Annotated in this window: 16 protein-coding genes; all 16 read left to right on the plus strand. The window is 69.6% G+C overall.

Features of this window, described 5'->3' with window-relative positions; all coding sequences use genetic code 11:
- The first annotated feature begins 8 nt into the window (after window positions 1-8).
- The 16 genes from EV382_RS02420 (at window position 9) to EV382_RS02495 (ending at window position 19,286) form a co-directional block, all read left to right on the plus strand.
- Window positions 9-977: an SDR family NAD(P)-dependent oxidoreductase gene (locus tag EV382_RS02420; protein WP_130400016.1), complete on the plus strand. Its 969-nt coding sequence runs from the start codon at window positions 9-11 to the stop codon at window positions 975-977.
- Window positions 978-1,033: 56 nt separating this feature from the next.
- The gene (locus EV382_RS02425) at window positions 1,034-2,182 is read left to right on the plus strand and encodes an FUSC family protein (protein WP_130400017.1); all 1,149 of its coding nucleotides are present in this window, start codon (window positions 1,034-1,036) and stop codon (window positions 2,180-2,182) included.
- A 91-nt stretch (window positions 2,183-2,273) separates the two neighbouring features.
- Complete coding sequence (locus EV382_RS02430; RefSeq protein ID WP_130400018.1) at window positions 2,274-2,798, plus strand: hypothetical protein; 525 nt, start codon at window positions 2,274-2,276, stop codon at window positions 2,796-2,798.
- 70 nt (window positions 2,799-2,868) lie between these two features.
- Window positions 2,869-3,711, plus strand: coding sequence for a DUF4097 family beta strand repeat-containing protein (locus EV382_RS02435; protein ID WP_130400019.1), 843 nt, complete (start codon window positions 2,869-2,871; stop codon window positions 3,709-3,711).
- Window positions 3,712-3,745: 34 nt separating this feature from the next.
- Window positions 3,746-4,723 (plus strand): ATP-binding cassette domain-containing protein, encoded by a 978-nt coding sequence (locus EV382_RS02440; protein WP_130400020.1) that lies wholly within the window; start codon window positions 3,746-3,748, stop codon window positions 4,721-4,723.
- A complete protein-coding gene (locus EV382_RS02445) occupies window positions 4,720-5,508 on the plus strand; it encodes an ABC transporter permease (protein ID WP_130400021.1) in 789 nt (262 codons plus the stop codon). The genes EV382_RS02440 and EV382_RS02445 overlap by 4 nt, the downstream gene beginning before the upstream one ends.
- A 417-nt stretch (window positions 5,509-5,925) precedes the next feature.
- Window positions 5,926-6,147 (plus strand): helix-turn-helix domain-containing protein, encoded by a 222-nt coding sequence (locus EV382_RS33200; protein ID WP_279636530.1) that lies wholly within the window; start codon window positions 5,926-5,928, stop codon window positions 6,145-6,147.
- Between the two features lie 432 nt (window positions 6,148-6,579).
- The gene (gene araB / locus EV382_RS02455) at window positions 6,580-8,262 is read left to right on the plus strand and encodes a ribulokinase (RefSeq protein WP_130400022.1); all 1,683 of its coding nucleotides are present in this window, start codon (window positions 6,580-6,582) and stop codon (window positions 8,260-8,262) included.
- Entirely contained in the window at window positions 8,259-8,951 is a 693-nt protein-coding gene (locus EV382_RS02460) for an L-ribulose-5-phosphate 4-epimerase (RefSeq protein ID WP_208758295.1), read from the plus strand. Before araB ends, EV382_RS02460 begins: the two co-directional genes overlap by 4 nt.
- Before the next feature lie 130 nt (window positions 8,952-9,081).
- Window positions 9,082-10,086 carry an ABC transporter substrate-binding protein gene (locus EV382_RS02465; RefSeq protein ID WP_425271857.1) on the plus strand — a complete coding sequence of 335 codons (1,005 nt, stop codon included), beginning with the start codon at window positions 9,082-9,084 and terminating at the stop codon, window positions 10,084-10,086.
- Between the two features lie 187 nt (window positions 10,087-10,273).
- A complete protein-coding gene (locus EV382_RS02470; RefSeq protein WP_130400023.1) occupies window positions 10,274-11,815 on the plus strand; it encodes a sugar ABC transporter ATP-binding protein in 1,542 nt (513 codons plus the stop codon).
- Entirely contained in the window at window positions 11,812-12,882 is a 1,071-nt protein-coding gene (locus EV382_RS02475) for an ABC transporter permease (RefSeq protein ID WP_130400024.1), read from the plus strand. Before EV382_RS02470 ends, EV382_RS02475 begins: the two co-directional genes overlap by 4 nt.
- Window positions 12,879-13,868, plus strand: coding sequence for a galactofuranose ABC transporter, permease protein YjfF (gene yjfF, locus EV382_RS02480; protein WP_130400025.1), 990 nt, complete (start codon window positions 12,879-12,881; stop codon window positions 13,866-13,868). The genes EV382_RS02475 and yjfF overlap by 4 nt, the downstream gene beginning before the upstream one ends.
- 26 nt (window positions 13,869-13,894) lie before the next feature.
- A complete protein-coding gene (gene araA, locus EV382_RS02485; RefSeq protein WP_130400026.1) occupies window positions 13,895-15,397 on the plus strand; it encodes an L-arabinose isomerase in 1,503 nt (500 codons plus the stop codon).
- 379 nt (window positions 15,398-15,776) lie between these two features.
- Complete coding sequence (locus tag EV382_RS02490) at window positions 15,777-17,888, plus strand: RICIN domain-containing protein (protein WP_130400027.1); 2,112 nt, start codon at window positions 15,777-15,779, stop codon at window positions 17,886-17,888.
- Window positions 17,889-18,299: 411 nt separating this feature from the next.
- The gene (locus EV382_RS02495; protein WP_208758296.1) at window positions 18,300-19,286 is read left to right on the plus strand and encodes a LacI family DNA-binding transcriptional regulator; all 987 of its coding nucleotides are present in this window, start codon (window positions 18,300-18,302) and stop codon (window positions 19,284-19,286) included.
- The last annotated feature ends 213 nt before the right edge of the window (window positions 19,287-19,499 follow it).

The raw sequence follows: 19,499 nt of genomic DNA on the forward strand, positions 1-19,499 counted from the left end.
TGGGTTCCATGACACTGAACTCACGCCTCACCACCCCGTTCAACGCCCGCACCACCGCCGCCGAGATCCTCGACGGTGTCGACCTCACCGGGCGCCGGATGATCGTCACCGGGGGCGCCTCCGGCATCGGTGTGGAGACGGTGCGCGCGCTGGCCGGGGCCGGCGCCGACGTCACCATCGCGACCCGGAATCCCCGAGCGGCCGACCGGCTCGCCGAGGAGTTCGCCTCCGACGCCACCCCGGGCACGGTCCGTTCGGCCGCCCTCGACCTCGCCGACCTGGCGTCGGTCGACGACTTCGTCGCAGCCTGGCAGGGCCCGCTCGACGTGCTGGTCGCCAACGCCGGAATCATGGCGATCCCGACCCGTCAGCTGACGGCCGTGGGCTGGGAGCTTCAGCTCGCCACGAACCACCTCGGTCACTTCGCGCTGGCCCGGGGGCTGCACGACAACCTGCGCGCCGCCACGGCGGCCCGGGTCGTGGTGGTGAGCTCCGGGGCGCACCTGGCCGCGCCGTTCGACTTCGACGACCCGCAGTTCGAGCGGCGCCCGTACGACCCGTGGTCGGCCTACGGCCAGTCGAAGACCGCTGAGGTGCTGCTCGCTGTCGGCATCACCCGCCAGTGGGCGGCTGACGGGATCACCGCGAACGCCCTCAACCCCGGGTACATCTTCACCAACCTCCAGCGCCACATCGACGACGACACGATGCGTGCGATGGGCGCGATGGACGAAGCGGGCAACCTCATCGAGGCGGATTACTACAAGACGCCCGCCCAGGGCGCGTCGACGACCGTGCTGCTCGCCGGCTCGCCCCTGCTCGACGGGGTCGGCGGCCGGTACTTCGACGACAACCAGGAGGCCGAGGTCGTCAGCGGTGGCCCCGACGCCACCGGCGGGGTCGCCGCCTACGCCCTGGACCCGGCCGCCGCCGACCGACTCTGGGCGTACGCGGAGAAGACGCTCGCCGCACGCTGAGGGCGCCGACGCCCGCGGGCGAGGATTGAGCCGGTCGTGGCGGGGTAGGTGCCGCCATGGTCGCTGCCGGTCGGCGCGGAGCGGACGCGGGCCCGTCGACCGTCGTCCGGCTCTCGGACCGCGTGCTGGCCATGCTGCGCGACCGGCTTCGTCGGGTGCGGACCATCGGCGGCCTGGCCCTGCAGGCCGGCCTGGCCGCGGCGTTGTCCTGGTTCGTGGCGCACTCGGTGCTGCAGGTGTCGCAGCCGGTCTTCGCGCCGATCTCCGCCGTCTCGACGCTCGCCGCGTCCGTCGGCCAGCGGTTGCGTCGCACCGTCGAGCTGATCATCGGTGTCACGGTCGGGGTGTTCATCGGCGACCTGCTGCTCGTGGTGATCGGCACGGGGTGGTGGCAGCTCGCCCTGATCGTCGTGCTGGCGATCGTCGTCGCGCTGTTCCTCGTGGGCAGCGCGGCGGTGGTGATCCAGGCCGGAGCGACGGCGGTGCTCATCGCCACGCTCAGCCCGGCGGTCCGGGATCTGGAGATCCCCCGGTTCGTGGACGCGCTCGTCGGGGGAGGGGTGGCGTTGCTGGTCAGCGCGGTGCTGCTGCCGCTGAACCCGTTGCGGGTGCTCAACCGGGCCGCACGGCCGGCATTGGATCTCCTCGTGACCCAGCTCGACGCCACCGCCGCGGCGTTGACCGAGCGTGACGCGGCGCGCGCGCGTACCGCCCGGGGGGAACTGCGTCAGAGCGCGGGCCGGTTGAAGGCGTTCGTCGAGGCGACCCAGGGCGCCCGGGAGGCGAGCGTCCTGTCACCGGTGTACTGGCACCATCGGCGCGGACCGGTGGGCCGTTACGCGCAGGCGGCGGAGCCGATCGACCGGGCGATGCGCAACAGCGGCACGTTGATCCGGCGGTCGGTGACACTCATCGAGGACCGCGAGCCGGTGCCGGAGTCGCTGCCGAGGTCGGTGGCCGATCTCGCGGAGGCCGTCCGCTTGTTCAAGCGGCAGTTCGCCGCCGGCGCTGAGCCGAACCGGGCGCGGGAGCAGGCGCTGCGGGCGGTCCGGATGGCCGGCGACGCCTATCGGGGCGGCGTCGGGTTCTCGGGTGCGGTCGTGGTCGCCCAGGTCCGTACGACCGTCAGTGACCTCCTGGTGGCCTCCGGCCTGACCCAGGAGGACGCGAACTACCTGGTCCGGGGCGCTTTCGGCGACCTCTGAGCGACCCAGTGACCCTCGGCGGAGCCAAGTGGCGGCACCTGCTGAGCCATGACTGTTGCATGCTGAGCCAAAGTGGTGCCATCATGGTGCCATGGAGCTGAGGTCATACGTCGAGAACCTGCGTGACGAGTTCGCTGTGGCCGCGGAGGGCGTGGATCCGGAGGCCCGGGCGCTCGCCGAGCGGCTCTTCGCACAGTTGGAGGCGGCCACCCGTCTCACCCTGCTCGAAGCGTTGTCCGACGCGGCCGACGAGATCACCCGCGACCTCGCGCCCGGGTCGGTGCACGTTCGGCTGCGTGGCCGCGAGCCCGACTTCGTGGTGACGCCGGCCAGCCCACCGGTCGAGGTCGTCACCGAGCCGATCAGCCCACCACCGCTGTCGGTGCCCGTGGCCGCACCCGACGGTGACGAGGGCGGCACCTCACGGATCAACCTCCGGCTCCCCGACCACCTGAAGGCCAGCGTCGAGGACGCCGCCGGGCGCGCCGGTCTCTCGGTCAACGCCTGGCTGGTGCGGGCGGTCGCCGGTGCCGTCGGGGCCGGCGAGACGGAGCGTCGTCCACCCCGCCGGCCGGAGCCGCGCTCCGGCCAGCACTTCACCGGCTGGGCCCGCTGACTTCCGTACCCCTGCTCACCGCGCCGCTGACCTGCGGCGACCTTCGCCGATCACCTTTCGGGAGACCCCCATGCCTGTTTTCGAGACTCCAGAGCCGATCTCCGTGCAGATCGAGTTGCCGGTCGGCGACGCCTGGGTCGCCGCGAGCGACCGCGCCGACACGGTGGTGACCGTGCGGCCCCGCGACCCGTCGAGCAAGGCCGACGTGACCGCCGCCGACCAGACCACCGTCGAGTACGCCGCCGGGAAACTGATGATCAGGGTGCCGAAGAGCTGGCGTCGCTACGGGTTCGGGCCGGGGCCGTCGGTCGACGTCCTGATCGAGCTGCCGTCCGGGTCGGCGGTGCACGCCGAGGCGTCGTGGGCCGCATTTCGCGGCGAAGGTCGGCTCGGCGAATGCCGGATCAAGACCGGGAGCGGCATCCGGCTCGACGAGACCGGGCCACTGGATATCGACAGCAGCCACGGCGACGTCGCCGTGGAGAGAGTCGTGGGATCCGCCCGGGTGAAGGCCTCCTCCGGCAAGGTACGCATCGGCGCGGTCGACGGTCCCGCCGAGATCAAGAATTCGTCCGGCGACTGCTGGATCGGACGCAGCGGCGGCGACGCCCGGATCAACACGGCCTACGGCGACATCACCGTGGACACGTCGCTGGCCTCGGTGACGGCTCGGACCGCCTACGGCAACCTCCGGTTGGGTGAGGTCGTCCGGGGGGCGGTCGAGTTGCAGACCTCCTACGGCGCGATCGAGGTCGGCGTCCGTCGCGGGACGGCCGCCTGGCTCGACGTCAGTTCCCGCCACGGCCGGGTGCACAACGCGCTGGAGTCGACCGACAGCCCCGCACCGTCCGACGAGACGGTCGAGGTCCGGGCGAACACCTCGTACGGCGACATCATGATCCGCCGCGCCTGACCCACCCACCACGCCGAGTACGAATGAGGAGACCATGACCAGCTCCCTGAACCCCGCGATCGTCGCCACCGACCTGCGGAAGTCCTACGGCGACAAGGTCGTGCTGGACGGCATCGATCTGATGATCACCGAGGGCTCGATCTTCGCGTTGCTCGGTCCCAACGGCGCCGGCAAGACCACCACCGTGCAGATCCTCTCCACCCTGGTCCGGGCCGACGGCGGCAGTGCCCGCGTCTTCGGCCACGACCTGACCCGCGAGCCCGACGCGGTACGCGCGCTGATCGGCGTCACCGGCCAGTTCTCCGCCGTCGACAACCTGCTCACCGGCCGGGAGAACCTGGCCCTGATGGCGGACCTGTGCCACCTGGACAGGAACGCCGGTCGACGGCGGATCGCCGACCTGCTCGACCAGTTCGACCTGACCGAGGCGGCGGGCAAGCCGGTGTCGACGTACTCCGGTGGCATGCGCCGGCGGCTCGACCTCGCGATGACCCTGGTCGGCGAGCCCCGCGTCATCTTCCTCGACGAGCCGACCACCGGGCTCGACCCGCGCAGCCGTCGGGCCATGTGGCACATCATCCGCGCACTCGCCGCCGAGGGCGTGACCATCCTGCTCACCACGCAGTACCTGGAGGAGGCTGACCAACTCGCCGACCGGGTGGCGTTCCTCGACCATGGTCGACTGATCGCCGAGGGCACGCCGCGCGAGCTCAAGCGGCTCATCCCGGGCGGCCACGTGGTGTTGCACTTCGCCGACCAGGAGGGGCTCGACTCGGCGGCCCGGACGTTCGAGACCGGCACCCGGGACGACGCGGCGCTCACCCTCCAGGTGCCGAACGACGGCGGGGTCGGATCGCTGCGCTCCCTGCTGGACCAGATCGATCGCGCCTCGATCAGTGTGGCGGGGCTCTCCGTGCACACCCCCGACCTCGATGACGTCTTCCTCACCCTCACCGGGCAGCCGGAGGCTCCGGCCAGCCGACCCGACCACGAAAGGGCTCCCGCGCGATGAGCACCCTCTCCCTCGCTGTCCGCGACTCCAGCACCATGTTGCGGCGCAATCTGTTGCACATGCGGCGGTACCCGTCGATGACGTTCCTGCTCATGGGAATTCCGATCATCATTCTGCTGCTCTTCGTCTACGTCTTCGGCGGCACGCTCGGCGCCGGCCTCGGCCCGTCCGGCGACCGCTCCCAGTACGCCAACTACGTCACCCCCGGGATCCTGCTCATCACGGTGGTCAGCGCGGCGCAGGGCACCGCCATCTCGGTCGCCATGGACATGACCGAGGGGATCATCGCCCGGTTCCGCACGATGTCGATCTTTCGACCGTCGGTTCTGACGGGCCACGTGCTGGGTAGCCTGATCCAGACCATGCTCAGCCTTGCCGCGGTCACCGTTGTGGCGCTGCTGGTCGGGTTCCGACCCACGGCCAACCCGGTGGAGTGGCTTGCCGCGGTCGGTGTCCTGGCCATGATCACTTTTGCGCTCACCTGGTTGTCCGTCGCCCTCGGCCTGGTCAGTGACAGCGTCGAGACGGCCAGCAACCTCCCCATGCCGCTGATCCTGCTGCCCTTCCTCGGTAGCGGGTTCGTCCCGACCGACTCCATGCCGACCGCCGTGCGATGGTTCGCGGACTACCAGCCCTTCACGCCCGTCATGGAGACCCTGCGCGGCCTGCTCCTGGGCACCGGGATCGGCGTCAACGGCATCATCGCGGTCGTCTGGTGCGTCGTCGTCAGCGTGGGCTGCTTCCTCTGGGCCAAGACCCTGTACAACCGCAACCGGACGGCCTGATCCGACCGGCGCGTCCCGGTCGCCGCGGAGAGCCGGCGGCTCGGCCCACAGGGGTCGGGCCGCCGGCTCGTGGCGTCGTGCGACCGGCGGCGCGAGTGTGTGGTCGGGCGGCGGGTCGGCGGCGCGAGTGCGTGCTCGACCCGGCTTTCGGAAGCACGCCGCCTCGCGCCCCGCCCCGCCTCGCCTCGCCTCGCCCCACCCCTGCCACCCCGCCGCGGACGGCCCTGCCGCCGTTGGCCGTCGTGCCCAACGGCTAGCCAGGGATGAGCGCTGGAACCGCATCCGCTAATGAGCGTGATGTCGGTGAATCATCACGATGACTCACCGACATCACGCTCATCGGAGTGAGGCCCGCCAGGTCATGCGCTCGGCGTTTCAGGGCGCGCGGATCGCGCCGCCGCCCGGCATCAACGAGAGCTGCGCGACCTGAGCCAGCGTCAGTTGGCCGCGTTGGCCGAGGTCGACCAGGCCGCGGTGGCCCGGTTCGAACGCGGCCCAATTACTCCGCCCGCGACCCCCCCCGACGTGACAGAGCCCGAGTGGAGCTTTGCCTCCGGGTCGCCCGACGCGCCGTCGGCCGCGCGCGGGTCGACCGGGCGGGGGGGGCAGGCACACCAAGACGTTGAATGTTATCGATAACACCGGGCCGGTCGCCCGGCTTCGCGTCGGGTGGGTCGCCCTCCGGGGCGCTCAGCCATGAGCCCACATGGTCGTCGATGGCTGTCGGGCGGATCCGAGCACGCTGCCGGGACGCCTCGGGAATGTTATCGCTGCCATCATCGCCGGGGGAAAAGTGGCCGCTATCGGACGGCGATGTCGCAATGTGCGGCGGACCAGACCTGTTACGTCGCCTGTCGGCGGCTCTCCGGGCGGCGCTCGCATCGGGCGAACGCCCCATTCGTCAGATGGCTGCCGCGGTGGAGGGCGAAATGTTGGTTCTGCGCCGGTCCGCTATCAACCCTCCCGAGTCGGTCCGCCTTCTGCGTTCCGTTACGGAGCTGTTGCGGGTAGATGTCTTGACGAGCCTGGATGTGAACGTTAACACTATCCCCGTTAACGGTGGAGGTGAACATGAACCCGGTGGACGGAGCTGACGACCGCTATGTCGTCGGTGTCGATTACGGCACCCTGTCCGGGCGAGCTCTGGTGGTCCGTGTCGGCGATGGTGCCGAGCTGGGGACCGCGGTGCACGAGTACGGCGATGGCGTGATCAGCACGGCGCTTCCGGGAGGGCGGACGCTGCCCCCGGACTGGGCCCTACAGAATCCGCAGGACTACCGCGACGTGCTGCGGTACGCCGTCCCGGCGGCGGTGTCCGCCGCAGGGGTGGACCCGGCGGCGGTGGTCGGCATCGGCATCGACTTCACCGCCTGCACGGTGCTCCCGACGCTCGCCGACGGCACCCCGCTCTGTGAGACGCCCGAGCTGCGCGACCGACCGCACGCCTGGGTCAAGCTGTGGAAGCACCACGCCGCGCAGCCGCACGCCGACCGGATCAACGCGCTGGCCCACGAGCGGGCCGAGCCGTGGATCGGCCGGTACGGCGGCAAGATCTCCGCCGAGTGGCAGTTCGCCAAGGGCCTGCAGATCCTGGAGGAGGACCCGGAGGTCTACGACCGAGCCGAGCGCTTCATCGAGGCGGCTGACTGGATCGTCTGGCAGCTCTGCGGCACCGAGACCCGCAACGTCTGCACGGCCGGATACAAGGGCATCCTGCAGGAGGGGCACTATCCCTCCGAGAGCTTCCTGACCGCGCTCAACCCCAACTTCGGCGACTTCGTGGCCAAGCTGGACGGTCCGTTGCTGCCGCTGGGCGCCCGAGCCGGCGCGCTCACCGCCCAGGCCGCCGCATGGACCGGCCTGCCGGAGGGGATCGCGGTGGCCGTCGGCAACGTCGACGCGCACGTCACCGCAGCGTCCGCGCAGGCGGTGGAGCCCGGTCGGCTCGTCGCCATCATGGGCACCTCGACCTGCCACGTCGTCAACGGCGCGGAGGTCGCCGAGGTGGCCGGCATGTGTGGCGTCGTGGACGGCGGCATCAGCCCCGGCGCATGGGGCTACGAGGCCGGGCAGAGCGGTGTCGGTGACATCTTCGGCTGGTTCGTGAAGCACGCCGCCCCGGCCGGCATCGACTCGCACGAGCGCCTCACCGAGCTGGCCGCGAGCCAGCCGGTCGGCGCGCACGGCCTGATCGCCCTGGACTGGTGGAACGGCAACCGTTCCCTGCTGGTCAACCACGACCTCAGCGGGATGATCGTTGGCATGACCCTGGCCACCCGGCCGCAGGACATCTACCGGGCTCTGCTGGAGTCCACCGCGTACGGCACCCGGATGATCATCGAGGCGTTCGTCGACGCCGGAGTTCCGGTGAACGACCTGGTGATCGCCGGTGGTCTCACCAACAACGCGCTGCTGATGCAGATCTACGCCGACGTCACCCGGCGACCGCTGAACATCATCGCCTCGGCGCAGGGGCCGGCGCTGGGCTCGGCGATCCACGCCGCCGTCGCCGCCGGTGAGTTCCCCTCGATCCACGAAGCGTCGCAGGCGATGGGTCGGGTGCACGAGGCCGTCTACCGGCCGGACCCCGAGCGGGCCCGCGCCTACGACGCCCTCTACGCCGAGTACCGCGCGCTGCACGACCACTTCGGTCGCGGCGGCAACGACGTCATGCTCCGCCTGCGGGCGATCCGCAACGCTGCGGTCGAGACCGCCGCGGCCACGCACGAGGCCCCGCTGGAGGTGGTGGCGTGAACGCCGACGTGACCCGACAGATCGCCGAGCTGCGCGAGACCGTCGCCCGCCTGCACGCCGAGTTGACCCGGAACAACCTGGTCGCCTGGACGTCCGGCAACGTCTCCGCGCGGGTGCCCGGCCAGGATCTGATGGTGATCAAGCCGAGTGGGGTGAGCTACGACGACCTCACCGCGGCCACGATGGTGGTGTGTGACCTCGACGGTGTTCTGATCGAGGGCGACTTCGCCCCGTCCAGCGACACCGCCGCCCACGCCTACGTCTACCGGGCCATGCCCGAGGTCGGTGGGGTCGTGCACACGCACAGCTCGTACGCCACCGCCTGGGCCGCCTGTGGGGAGTCGATTCCCTGCCACCTCACCGCGCAGGCCGACGAGTTCGGCGGCGAGATCCCCGTCGGTCCGTTCGCGCTGATCGGCGGTGACGACATCGGCAAGGGCATCGTCGCCACGCTCGCCGGGCACCGCTCACCCGCGGTGCTGATGCGCAACCACGGCGTCTTCACCATCGGCCGCAACGCCCGCGCGGCGGTCAAGGCGGCAGTCATGTGCGAAGACGTGGCCCGCACCGCTTACCTGGCCCGCACACTCGGGCGGCCGGTCCCGATGGCGCAGGCCGACATCGACTCCCTCTACGACCGCTACCAGAACGTCTACGGCCAACAACCAGTCGCACCGGCGGGTTCCTGACCCCTTCCCCGGTCATCGGGGACCCGCCGGTCTGCACCACGACGCACCAGCACGCACCACCCGCGTACGCCGCTTCTTCGCACCTCGGCGGTTGGCGCGGTTACCCACCACATCCAGCCAAGGAGATTCGATGGGAAAGATGCGAACGCAGTCCGTCCGGTGGCGCGCTGTCGCCGTCCTCGCCAGCGTGCTGCTGGTCGGGGGCGTGGCGGCCTGCGGCAACAGTGACACCGGCGGCGGCGGGTCCACGGACGACGGCAAGATCACGATGGGCTTCTCCCAGGTCGGTGCGGAGAGCGGGTGGCGTACCGCGAACACCACCTCGATCAAGGAGTCCGCGGCCGCGGCCGGGATCGAGTTGAAGTTCGACGACGCCCAGCAGAAGCAGGAAAACCAGATCAAGGCGATCCGCAACTACATCCAGCAGAAGGTCGACGTGATCGCCTTCTCGCCGGTGGTGGAGTCCGGATGGGACACCGTGCTCAAGGAGGCCAAGGACGCCGGCATCCCGGTCATCCTGACCGACCGCTCGGTGGACTCGGCCGACAAGTCGCTGTACAAGACCTTCCTCGGCTCGGACTTCGTCAAGGAGGGCCGGCTCGCCGGTGAGTGGTTGGTCGAGCAGAAGAAGGACGCCACCGGCCCGGTGAACATCGTCGAGCTGCAGGGCAACACCGGTGCGGCGCCGGCGAACGACCGGAAGAAGGGCTTCGGTGAGGCGATTGCCGCCAACCCGAACCTGAAGATCATCGCCTCCCAGCCGGGTGACTTCACCCGGGCCGGCGGCAAGCAGGTCATGGAGCAGTTCCTCAAGGCCAACCCGAAGATCGACGTGCTGTTCGCGCACAACGACGACATGGGCCTGGGCGCGCTCGAGGCGATCACCGCTGCCGGCAAGGAGCCCGGCAAGGACATCACCATCATCACCGTCGACGCGGTCAAGGACGGCATGCAGGCGCTCGCCGACGGCAAGTTCAACTTCATCGCGGAGTGCAGCCCGCTGCTCGGCCCGCAGCTGATGGAGCTGGCCAAGAAGGTGCACGCGGGCGAGGAGGTGCCTGCTCGGATCGAGACCGAGGAGACCACCTTCACCCAGGAACAGGCCAAGGAAGCTCTGCCCAACCGTAAGTACTGATCGACGACGGGGTCGCCGCGCTCGCGTGGCGGCCCCGCCGCGTCGCTTCCCTAACCGAAACGGACCGGGCTTGGCCCGCGACCACCGCGTACCACGCCCGTCCGGGCGACCCGAGAGGGCGACCGGGCGGGCGTCGCGGGAGCGTAGCGGCCCTTCCGTGTCGACAACCCAGAAGAGGTCTGATGGGATGACGGATAGCCGTCCGGTCCTGACGATGACCGGGATCAGCAAGTCCTTCCCCGGGGTGCGCGCACTCCACGACGTCAACTTCCGGCTCTTCCCCGGCGAGGTGCACGCCCTGATGGGCGAGAACGGCGCCGGCAAGTCGACCCTCATCAAGGTGCTCACCGGTGTCTACGACACCGACGCGGGCGCGATCACCCTCGGCGACGAGCCCGTGTCGTTCACCGGGCCGATGCAGGCGACCGCCGCCGGTGTGAGCACCGTTTTCCAGGAGGTCAACCTCTGCACCAACCTCTCGGTGGCGGAGAACATCTTCATCGGCCGTGAGCCCCGGCTCCTCGGCGCCGTCCGCTGGGGTGAGGTTCGCCGCCGTGCCCGAGCCCTGCTGGCCCGCCTCGACCTCGACCTCGACGTCAGCGCGCCACTGGGCTCGTACTCCCTGGCGATCCAGCAGATGGTCGCCATCGCCCGCGCGATCGACATTCAGGCGCGGGTGCTGATCCTGGACGAGCCGACGTCCAGTCTCGACGCCGGTGAGGTGGCGCAGCTGTTCCGCATCATGCGGCAACTGCGCGACGAGGGCATCGCCATCCTGTTCGTGACCCACTTCCTCGACCAGGTCTACGAGATCGCCGACCGGATCACCGTGCTGCGCAACGGCGGACTCGTCGGCGAGTACCCCACCGCCGAGCTGCCCCAGCTCTCCCTGGTCGAGAAGATGATCGGCAAGGAGCTCGACGCCCTGGAGGGCATCGAGGAACACTCCCGTCGGGACCTGGCCGCGCTGGAGGAGGGCACCCCGCTGGTGGCGGTGTCGAACTTCGGTCGGACGGGAGCGGTCGAGCCGTTCAGCCTCACCATCCACGCCGGCGAGGTGGTGGGCCTGGCCGGCCTGCTGGGCTCGGGGCGTACCGAGGTCGCGCGGTTGTTGTTCGGGGCCGACCGGACCGACGGCGGTCAGGTCGCGATCGACGGCACGGCGAGCAGCCTGCGCACCCCCGCCCAGGCCATCGACCACGGGGTGGGCTTCTGTTCGGAGAACCGCCGGGCGGAGGGCATCGTCGCCGACCTGTCGGTCCGCGAGAACATGATCCTCGCCATGCAGGCGGCCCGCGGCTGGCTGCGGCCCATTCCGCGTCGTCGCCAGGACGAGCTGGTCGACAAGTACGTCAAGGCCCTCAACATCCGGCCCGCCGACCCGGAGGTGCCGGTACGCAACCTTTCCGGCGGCAACCAGCAGAAGGTGCTCCTGGCCCGGTGGCTGATCACCGAGCCGCGGCTGCTGATCCTCGACGAGCCGACCCGGGGCATCGACATCGGCGCGAAGACCGAGATTCAAAAGCTCGTGACGCAGCTGTCCGACGGGGGCATGGCGGTGCTGTTCATCTCCGCCGAGCTGGAGGAGGTGCTGCGCCTGAGCCACAAGGTGGCCGTGATGCGGGACCGGCAGATGGTCGCGCAGCTCGCCAACGACGAGAGCCTCGACGCCGACCGCGTCATGCAGACCATCGCCAGCGGATCCCACCGGGAGGAGGCAGACCGATGAACGACACCACGAGCCGCTATCGGACGATGATCGGTCACCGGCTGTTCTGGCCCGCCGCCGTGCTGTTCGTCATGCTCGCCGCGAACACGATCTACCGGCCCGGGTTCCTGTCCATCGAGGTCAAGGATGGGCACCTGTACGGCACGCCGATCGACATCCTGCGGCTGAGCGCGCCGCTGATCCTCGTCGCGCTGGGCATGACCCTGGTCATCTCGACTGGCGGCATCGACCTGTCGGTCGGGTCGCTCTGCGCGATCAGCGGTGCGGTCGCCTGCATGTACATCAGCAAGCAGCCCGACCAGAACAGCGTTGGCGTGGTGGTGACCGCGCTCGCGATGGCGATGGGGATCTCGCTCGTGCTGGGCGCCTGGAACGGGGTGCTGGTCGCCGTGATCGGGATCCAACCGATCATCGCCACCCTGATCCTGATGGTCGCCGGTCGGGGCCTCGCCCAGTTGATCACCGAGGGTCAGATCATCACCATCAACTCCGAGCCGTACCGGGCGATCGGCCTGGGGCACGCGTTGACCCTGCCGCTGGCCATCTTCATCGCCCTCGCCGCGGCCCTGCTCGTTGCCGCGTTCACCCGGCGGACCGCACTCGGCATGATCATCGAGTCGGTGGGTGGCAACGCCGTGGCCAGCCGGCTCGCCGGCATCCGGTCCGGTCGGATCATCTTCCTCACGTACGTGATCAGCGCCGCGTGTGCGGCTGTCGCCGGGTTCATGATGACGGCCAACGTCTCCAGCGCCGACGGCAACGCCGCCGGCCTGTGGGTCGAGTTGGACGCGATCCTCGCCGTCGTCATCGGCGGTACATCCCTCGCGGGTGGCCGGTTCTTCCTCAGCGGGACCATCATCGGCGCGCTGATCATCCAGACCCTGACCACCACGGTGTACGCCATGGACATCTCGCCGCAGACCTCGCTGCTGTTCAAAGCGGTCGTCGTCATCGCCGTCTGCCTCATCCAGGCACCGGCCTTCCGGGCCCGGTTCAGCCGCCGTAGGCGCAACGTCCCGCCGCCCGCCGCCATCGCCGACAAGCCGAAGGAGCAGGTGCCGGCATGACCACTGGATCGCTTACCGCCGGTCGTACCCGGTTCCGACTGCCGAGGAAGCAGATACCGGTCCTGGCGACGCTCGCCCTGCTGCTGGTGATGTACGGCATCGGCGTCTCGCAGTACACGGCGTTCTCCAACGTCCAGGTCATCTTCAACGTCTTCATCGACAACGGCTTCCTGCTCGTCGTCGCGGTGGGCATGACGTTCGTGATCCTCACCGGTGGCATCGACCTGTCGGTCGGGTCGGTCGTCGCAATGACCGCGATGGTGTCGGCCGCGTTGCTCTCCGACGGCATGCCGGCGGCACTGGTGCTCGTCATCGCCCTGCTCATCGGTCCGACGCTCGGCCTGTTGATGGGTTGCGTCATCCATTTCTTCGAGATCCAGCCGTTCATCGTCACGCTCGCCGGGATGTTCTTCGCCCGGGGCATGTGCACGTTCATCTCCGGTGCGTCGATTCCGATCACCGACGGCTTCTGGACCGCGATGTCGCAGGAGCGGATCGGCAACCCCCGGGGCAACTTCGTGTCGATCAGCGTGCTGATCGCCTTCGTGGTGGTCGCCATCGCCGCGTACGTGCTGGCCTACACCCGGCTGGGACGCAACGTGTACGCCATCGGCGGCAACCCGCAGTCGGCGCTGCTGATGGGCCTGCCGGTGGGGCGGACCCGGATCGCCGTCTACACGATCAGTGGTCTGTGCTCGGCCATCGGCGGGATCCTGCTGTCCTTCTACACTCTCTCCGGGGCGCCGCTGATCGCGGTGGGGATGGAGCTGGACGTCATCGCCGCCGTCGTCATCGGTGGCACGGTGCTCACCGGCGGCGCGGGTTACGTCTTCGGCACGGTGCTCGGCGTGCTGGTCCTGGGCGTGATCCAGACCCTCATCACCTTCGATGGGAGCCTCAACTCCTGGTGGACCAAGATCGTGATTGGCGGTCTGCTCTTCGCGTTCATCCTCCTGCAGCGCCTCATCGGAATCCGTTACAAGTGACCGCCCCTCTCGCGGAAGGCAACCCCATGGCACCACACACTGAACCCGAGATCTGGTTCCTCACCGGCAGCCAAGGCATGTACGGCGAGGAGACGCTCCGCCAGGTGGCCGAGCAGTCCCGTCAGATCGCGGCAGCGCTCGACGACTCGCCGCAGATTCCCGCCCGCGTGGTCTGGAAGCCCGTCCTGACCAACAGCGGTGAGATCCTGCAGGTCTGCCGGGACGCCGCCGCTCAGGGTGCCGTCGGGGTCATCGCCTGGATGCACACGTTCTCGCCGGCCAAGATGTGGATCTCCGGTCTAGACGCGTTGCAGACGCCGCTGCTGCACCTGCACACCCAGGCCAACGTTCTGCTGCCGTGGAACGACATCGACATGGACTTCATGAACCTGAACCAGGCGGCGCACGGCGACCGCGAGTTCGGGTACATCCAGACCCGTCTCGGTGTGGCCCGCAAGACGGTGGCCGGGCACGTCAGCGACCCGCGGGTGACCACCCGGGTCGGGGCGTGGGCACGCGCCGCGTTGGGCTGGTCGGCGATGCGGTCGCTGCGCCTGGCCCGCTTCGGCGACAACATGCGCGACGTCGCGGTGACCGAGGGCGACAAGGTCGAGGCCGAGCTGCGGTTCGGGGTCTCGGTCAACACCTACGGCGTGAACGACCTGGTCGAGGTGGTCGGCGAGGTCACCGACGCGCAGGTGGACGATCTGGTCAAGGAGTACGAGGACACCTACCGCATCGTCGGCGAGCTGCTGCCCGGCGGCGAGCAGCACGACTCGCTGCGGTACGCCGCGCGCCTGGAGTTGGGCATGCGCGCCTTCCTGGACGCGGGCGGGTTCCGGGCCTTCACGACGAACTTCGAGGACCTCGGTGGGCTGCGTCAGCTGCCGGGCATCGCCGTGCAGCGGCTGATGGCGGACGGCTACGGCTTCGGCGGCGAGGGCGACTGGAAGACCTCGGTCCTGGTGCGCACCCTCAAGGCGATGTCGGTGGGCGTGAGCGGCGGCACGTCGTTCATGGAGGACTACACCTACGACCTCACCCCGGGCAACGAGCTGGTGCTCGGCGCCCACATGCTGGAGGTCTGCCCGACCATCGCGTCGGACGTGCCCAACGTGGAGATCCACCCGCTGAGCATCGGTGGCCGGGAGGACCCGGTCCGGCTGGTGTTCGACGCCGCACCCGGTCCGGCCGTGGTGCTCGGGCTGGCCGACATGGGGGAGCGCTTCCGGTTGGTGGCCAACGAGATCGACGTGGTGTCGCCGCCGCAGCCGCTGCGCCGGTTGCCGGTCGCCCGGGCCGTCTGGCGTCCGCGCCCCGACCTGCCGGTCTCGGCGGAGGCGTGGATCACCGCGGGAGCCCCGCACCACACCGTGCTGTCGCAGGCGGTGGGCGTGGAGGAGCTGCACGATCTGGCGGAGATGAGCCGCACCGAACTCGTCGTCATCGACGCCGAGACGCAGACCCGCCGCTTCGCCGACGAGCTGCGCTGGAACCAGGCCTACTACCGGCTGGCCCGCGGCTTCTGATCTCGCGCGGCCCGGCCGCGCACCGCACGGGTGGTCCCTCCCTGCCTGACATCCCTCGGGCAGGGGCGGGCCACCCGTTTCGCATGTGCAACGGCGTCTTCGCCCGAGCCTGCCGTCCCGTAGTAGCAGCCGCACGAACCGACCTGGTTACGACTTGACTACGAGCGTGTTATCGCTCACAGTCTATACGCAAGATGGTCGATGTCTGTGGCTGGCCCGGCCGCGATCGTGTCTACTCCCCGTGTTTTGGCAGCTGATCGCCCGCCAATTCGAAGAGTGTTGTTAACGATCACATTCGGCGGTCGGGCCAGTTCGGCACACCGCCCAGTGCCGCGGATACCGACCCGGGCCGTCTTGAACGTTTCGTCGAAGGAGGATCATGGTTGCCATCGGTCGGGTTCCCTGGAGAAGACCACCGGCGCAGGGCCGTCGCTGGCTGTCGCGGGTCGTCGCCGCCGCGGTAGCGGTGGTGGTGGGCGGTGCCCTGGCGGCTGTCGCGCCGACCACCGCGTCGGCGGCGACAGTCGACACCAACGCCTGGTACGTGCTGGTGAACCGCAACAGCGGCAAGGCGCTGGACGTGTACGGCAACGCGACGAACGACGGGGCGCGGATCAGCCAGTGGACGCGCAACAACGGCGCGAACCAGCAGTGGCAGTTCGTCGACTCCGGTGGTGGCTACTACCGGTTGAAGTCCCGGCATTCGGGCAAGGTGCTCGACGTCTACAACTTCTCGACCGCGAACGGCGCGTCGATCGTGCAGTGGGCCGACGGCAACGGGACCAACCAGCAGTTCCGGCTGGCCGACTCGGACGGTGGCTACGTCCGGCTGATCAACCGGAACAGCAACAAGGTGGTGGAGGTGCAGGGCGCCTCGACCGCTGACGGCGGCAACATCGTGCAGTACGACGACTGGAACGGCGCGAACCAGCAGTGGCAGCTCGTCGCCGTGGGCGGTGGGACCGACCCCACCACGCCACCCCCGTCGAACGGCACGTTCTCCAACCCGGCGATCTGGCAGGACTTCGCCGACGTCGACATCATCCGGGTCGACAACGTGTACTACCTCACGTCCTCCACCATGCACTACTCGCCGGGCGCGCCGGTCCTGCGCTCGTACGACCTGGTCAACTGGGAGTTCGCCGGGCACGCCGTGCCCCGACTCGACTTCGGCTCGAAGTACGACATGAGCGGTGGCAACGCGTACGTCGACGGGATCTGGGCGTCGACGTTGAACTTCCGGCCGAGCAACAGGCAGTACTACTGGGCCGGGTGCATCGACTTCGCGCAGACGCACATCTACACCGCGTCCGCCGTCGACGGCACCTGGAGCAAGCACGCCACCATCCCCAACTGCTACTACGACGCCGGCCTGCTGTTCGACGACAACGACACCCCGTACGTCGCGTACGGCAACGGCACCATCAGCGTGGCCCAGCTGTCCGCTGACGGGAAGTCCCAGGTCCGCGCCCAGCAGGTCTACCAGACGCCGTCGAGCATCGGCACGCTGGAGGGCGCCCGCTTCTACAAGCGCAACGGCGCCTACTACATCTGGCTCACCCGCCCGGCCAACGGCCAGTACGTGCTGAAGTCGACCAACGGCCCGTTCGGTCCGTACGAGCAGCGTCAGGTGCTGCTCAACCTGCCCGGCCCGATCTCCGGCGGCGGTGTGCCGCACCAGGGTGGGCTGGTGCAGACCCAGAACGGCGACTGGTACTACATGTCCTTCGTCGACGCCTACCCCGGTGGTCGGATGCCGGCCCTGGCGCCGATCACCTGGACCGGCGACGGTTGGCCCGTGCTCCAGACGGTCAACGGCGCGTGGGGCAGCTCGTACCCGAAGCCGAACCTGCCCGCGCCGCCCCGGACGGTCAAGCCGCTCACCGGCACCGACACGTTCGCCGGCACCACCCTCGGCCCGCAGTGGGAGTGGAACCACAACCCGGACAACAGCAAGTGGTCGGTGAACAACGGGCTGAACCTCCAGACCGCGACCGTCACCGGCGACCTGTACAAGGCGCGCAACACGCTGACCCACCGCATCCAGGGCCCCACCTCGACCGCGACCATCGAGTTGGACTACTCCACCATGCGCGACGGTGATCGCACCGGCCTGGCGGTGCTACGCAACTCGTCGGCCTGGATCGGGATCCGACGCGACAACGGGTCCACCCGGCTGGTCATGCAGAACGGCCTGACCATGGACGGCAACTGGAACACCACCAGCACCGGCAGCGAGGTGGCGAGCACCGCCGTCTCCGGTGGCCGGATCTGGTTGCGCGCCAACGCCGACATCAGACCGGGCTCCGGCCGGCAGGCTCGCTTCTCGTACAGCACCGACGGGGTCAACTTCACCTCGTTCGGCAACGCCTTGACGTTGGCGAACAACTGGCAGTTCTTCATGGGCTACCGGTTCGCCATCTTCAACCACGCAACGCAGGCGCTCGGTGGCGCGGTCACCGTGCGGCGGTTCGATCTGACCACTCCGTGACGCCGGTCACACGACGACGGGGTTGACCGGTGGCGCTGGCCACGCAGGCCTGCCGGCCTGTCGGGTCCGCGTCACCGCGTCGGGTCCTCGCCGGCCTGCTCCGCGCTCTGTCCAGGAGTGCGGGCAGGCCGGCGTGCCACGTCGGGAGCGGTCCCGGCACGGGTTGGCTGGTGCTCCGTGCGGGCATCGCGTTGTACGGCTTCGGCGCGTCGCGCAGTCCACGCCCAGGCAGGCCGTGTTCGCGGCCGTTGCTGGCGTAGACTATCGGCGATCCAGCGCTGGTCACCTGGGATTCAGCACCGGCGTGGTGACTGAGCGAGGGGGATCGGGCCGGACCGCTCCAGTCAACGTCGACGGGCCGCGGGCCGGAGATGTAGCGGGGGGAGCGAAATGGCCGTCCACGGTCCCGCGATGACGGACGTTGCTCGTCTCGCCGGTGTCTCCCATCAGACGGTGTCGCGGGTGCTCAATGGGCACCCCAACGTCCGTGAGCAGACCCGGCTTCGGGTACGAGCGGCGATTGCCGAACTCGGCTACCGGCCCAATGGCGCGGCACGCGCCCTGGTGACCGGTCGATCACAGGTCATCGGCGTGGTCGCGCAGAACACCACGCTCTACGGTCCGGCCTCGCTGCTGGCCGCCTTGGAGCAGACGGCCGCCGCGGAGGGTTTCGCGGTCAGCGTCGGCAGCGTGCGCAACCTGGACCACCGTTCCATCTCCGCGGCCGTGGAGCGGCACCTGTCGCACCGGGTCGCCGGCATCGTGGTCATCGCTCCGGTGGAGTCGGCCGGTGAGGCGCTGGAACGCCTGCCCAAGGATGTCCCACTGGTCACCGTCGACGGTGACCCGAACAGGCCGGTCCCGCTGGTGACCGTCGATCAGGTCGCGGGCGCCCGAGCGGCGACGCAACACCTGCTCGACGCGGGGCACCGCACCGTCTGGCACGTCTCCGGGCCGTCCGACTGGTTCGACAGCGTCGGCCGGATCGACGGCTGGCGGCAGGCGCTGCTGGCCGCCGGGCTGGAGCCGCCGCCGCCCATGCCGGGGGACTGGTCCGCTGCGTCGGGTTACCGGTGTGGGCAGATGCTGGCGCGGATGCCGGAGGTCACCGCCGTCTTCACCGCCAACGACCATCTCGCGCTGGGCGTGCTGCGGGCGCTGCACGAGTTCGGCCGGCGGGTGCCGCACGAGATCAGCGTGGTCGGCTTCGACGACGTGCCGGAAGCGGCGTACTTCATCCCGCCGCTGACCACCGTCCGACCGGACTTCGACGCGGTGGCGCGGGCGAGCCTGCAGATGCTGCTGTCCCAGATCGAGTCAGGCACCGGTGGGGCGCTGCGGGAGACCATCGCCCCGACCCTGGTCGCCCGCGAGAGCGTCGCCCCGCCGCGTCACTGACGGCCGGAGCGAGATCGGCGGCCGGAGCGAGATCGGTGCGGTGGGTCAGCCGCGCCGTCGCGCTGCGGTGAGTGGTGCGAGCGGTCGGGTCAATCTGCGCTCATTCCCGGCTTCTTCCTCGCTAAGACGCGCCTCGATGGGTTTCCGCGTCAGGCTATCGATGCGCAGCGATGTGCCGGCCCTCAAGGTATTGAACCTCGTGAAATGTCGCCG

The sequence above is a fragment of the Micromonospora violae genome (assembly GCF_004217135.1).
Lineage (GTDB): Bacteria > Actinomycetota > Actinomycetes > Mycobacteriales > Micromonosporaceae > Micromonospora > Micromonospora violae.

Excerpts from the sequence above, each read along its gene's own strand:
- EV382_RS02420 (WP_130400016.1), top strand. The coding sequence starts at position 9 with ATGACACTGAACTCACGCCTCACCACCCCGTTCAACGCCCGCACCACC.
- EV382_RS02425 (WP_130400017.1), top strand. The coding sequence starts at position 1,034 with ATGGTCGCTGCCGGTCGGCGCGGAGCGGACGCGGGCCCGTCGACCGTC.
- EV382_RS02430 (WP_130400018.1), top strand. The coding sequence starts at position 2,274 with ATGGAGCTGAGGTCATACGTCGAGAACCTGCGTGACGAGTTCGCTGTG.
- EV382_RS02435 (WP_130400019.1), top strand. The coding sequence starts at position 2,869 with ATGCCTGTTTTCGAGACTCCAGAGCCGATCTCCGTGCAGATCGAGTTG.
- EV382_RS02440 (WP_130400020.1), top strand. The coding sequence starts at position 3,746 with ATGACCAGCTCCCTGAACCCCGCGATCGTCGCCACCGACCTGCGGAAG.
- EV382_RS02445 (WP_130400021.1), top strand. The coding sequence starts at position 4,720 with ATGAGCACCCTCTCCCTCGCTGTCCGCGACTCCAGCACCATGTTGCGG.
- araB (WP_130400022.1), top strand. The coding sequence starts at position 6,580 with ATGAACCCGGTGGACGGAGCTGACGACCGCTATGTCGTCGGTGTCGAT.
- EV382_RS02465 (WP_425271857.1), top strand. The coding sequence starts at position 9,082 with ATGGGAAAGATGCGAACGCAGTCCGTCCGGTGGCGCGCTGTCGCCGTC.
- EV382_RS02470 (WP_130400023.1), top strand. The coding sequence starts at position 10,274 with ATGACGGATAGCCGTCCGGTCCTGACGATGACCGGGATCAGCAAGTCC.
- EV382_RS02475 (WP_130400024.1), top strand. The coding sequence starts at position 11,812 with ATGAACGACACCACGAGCCGCTATCGGACGATGATCGGTCACCGGCTG.
- yjfF (WP_130400025.1), top strand. The coding sequence starts at position 12,879 with ATGACCACTGGATCGCTTACCGCCGGTCGTACCCGGTTCCGACTGCCG.
- araA (WP_130400026.1), top strand. The coding sequence starts at position 13,895 with ATGGCACCACACACTGAACCCGAGATCTGGTTCCTCACCGGCAGCCAA.
- EV382_RS02490 (WP_130400027.1), top strand. The coding sequence starts at position 15,777 with ATGGTTGCCATCGGTCGGGTTCCCTGGAGAAGACCACCGGCGCAGGGC.
- EV382_RS02495 (WP_208758296.1), top strand. The coding sequence starts at position 18,300 with ATGACGGACGTTGCTCGTCTCGCCGGTGTCTCCCATCAGACGGTGTCG.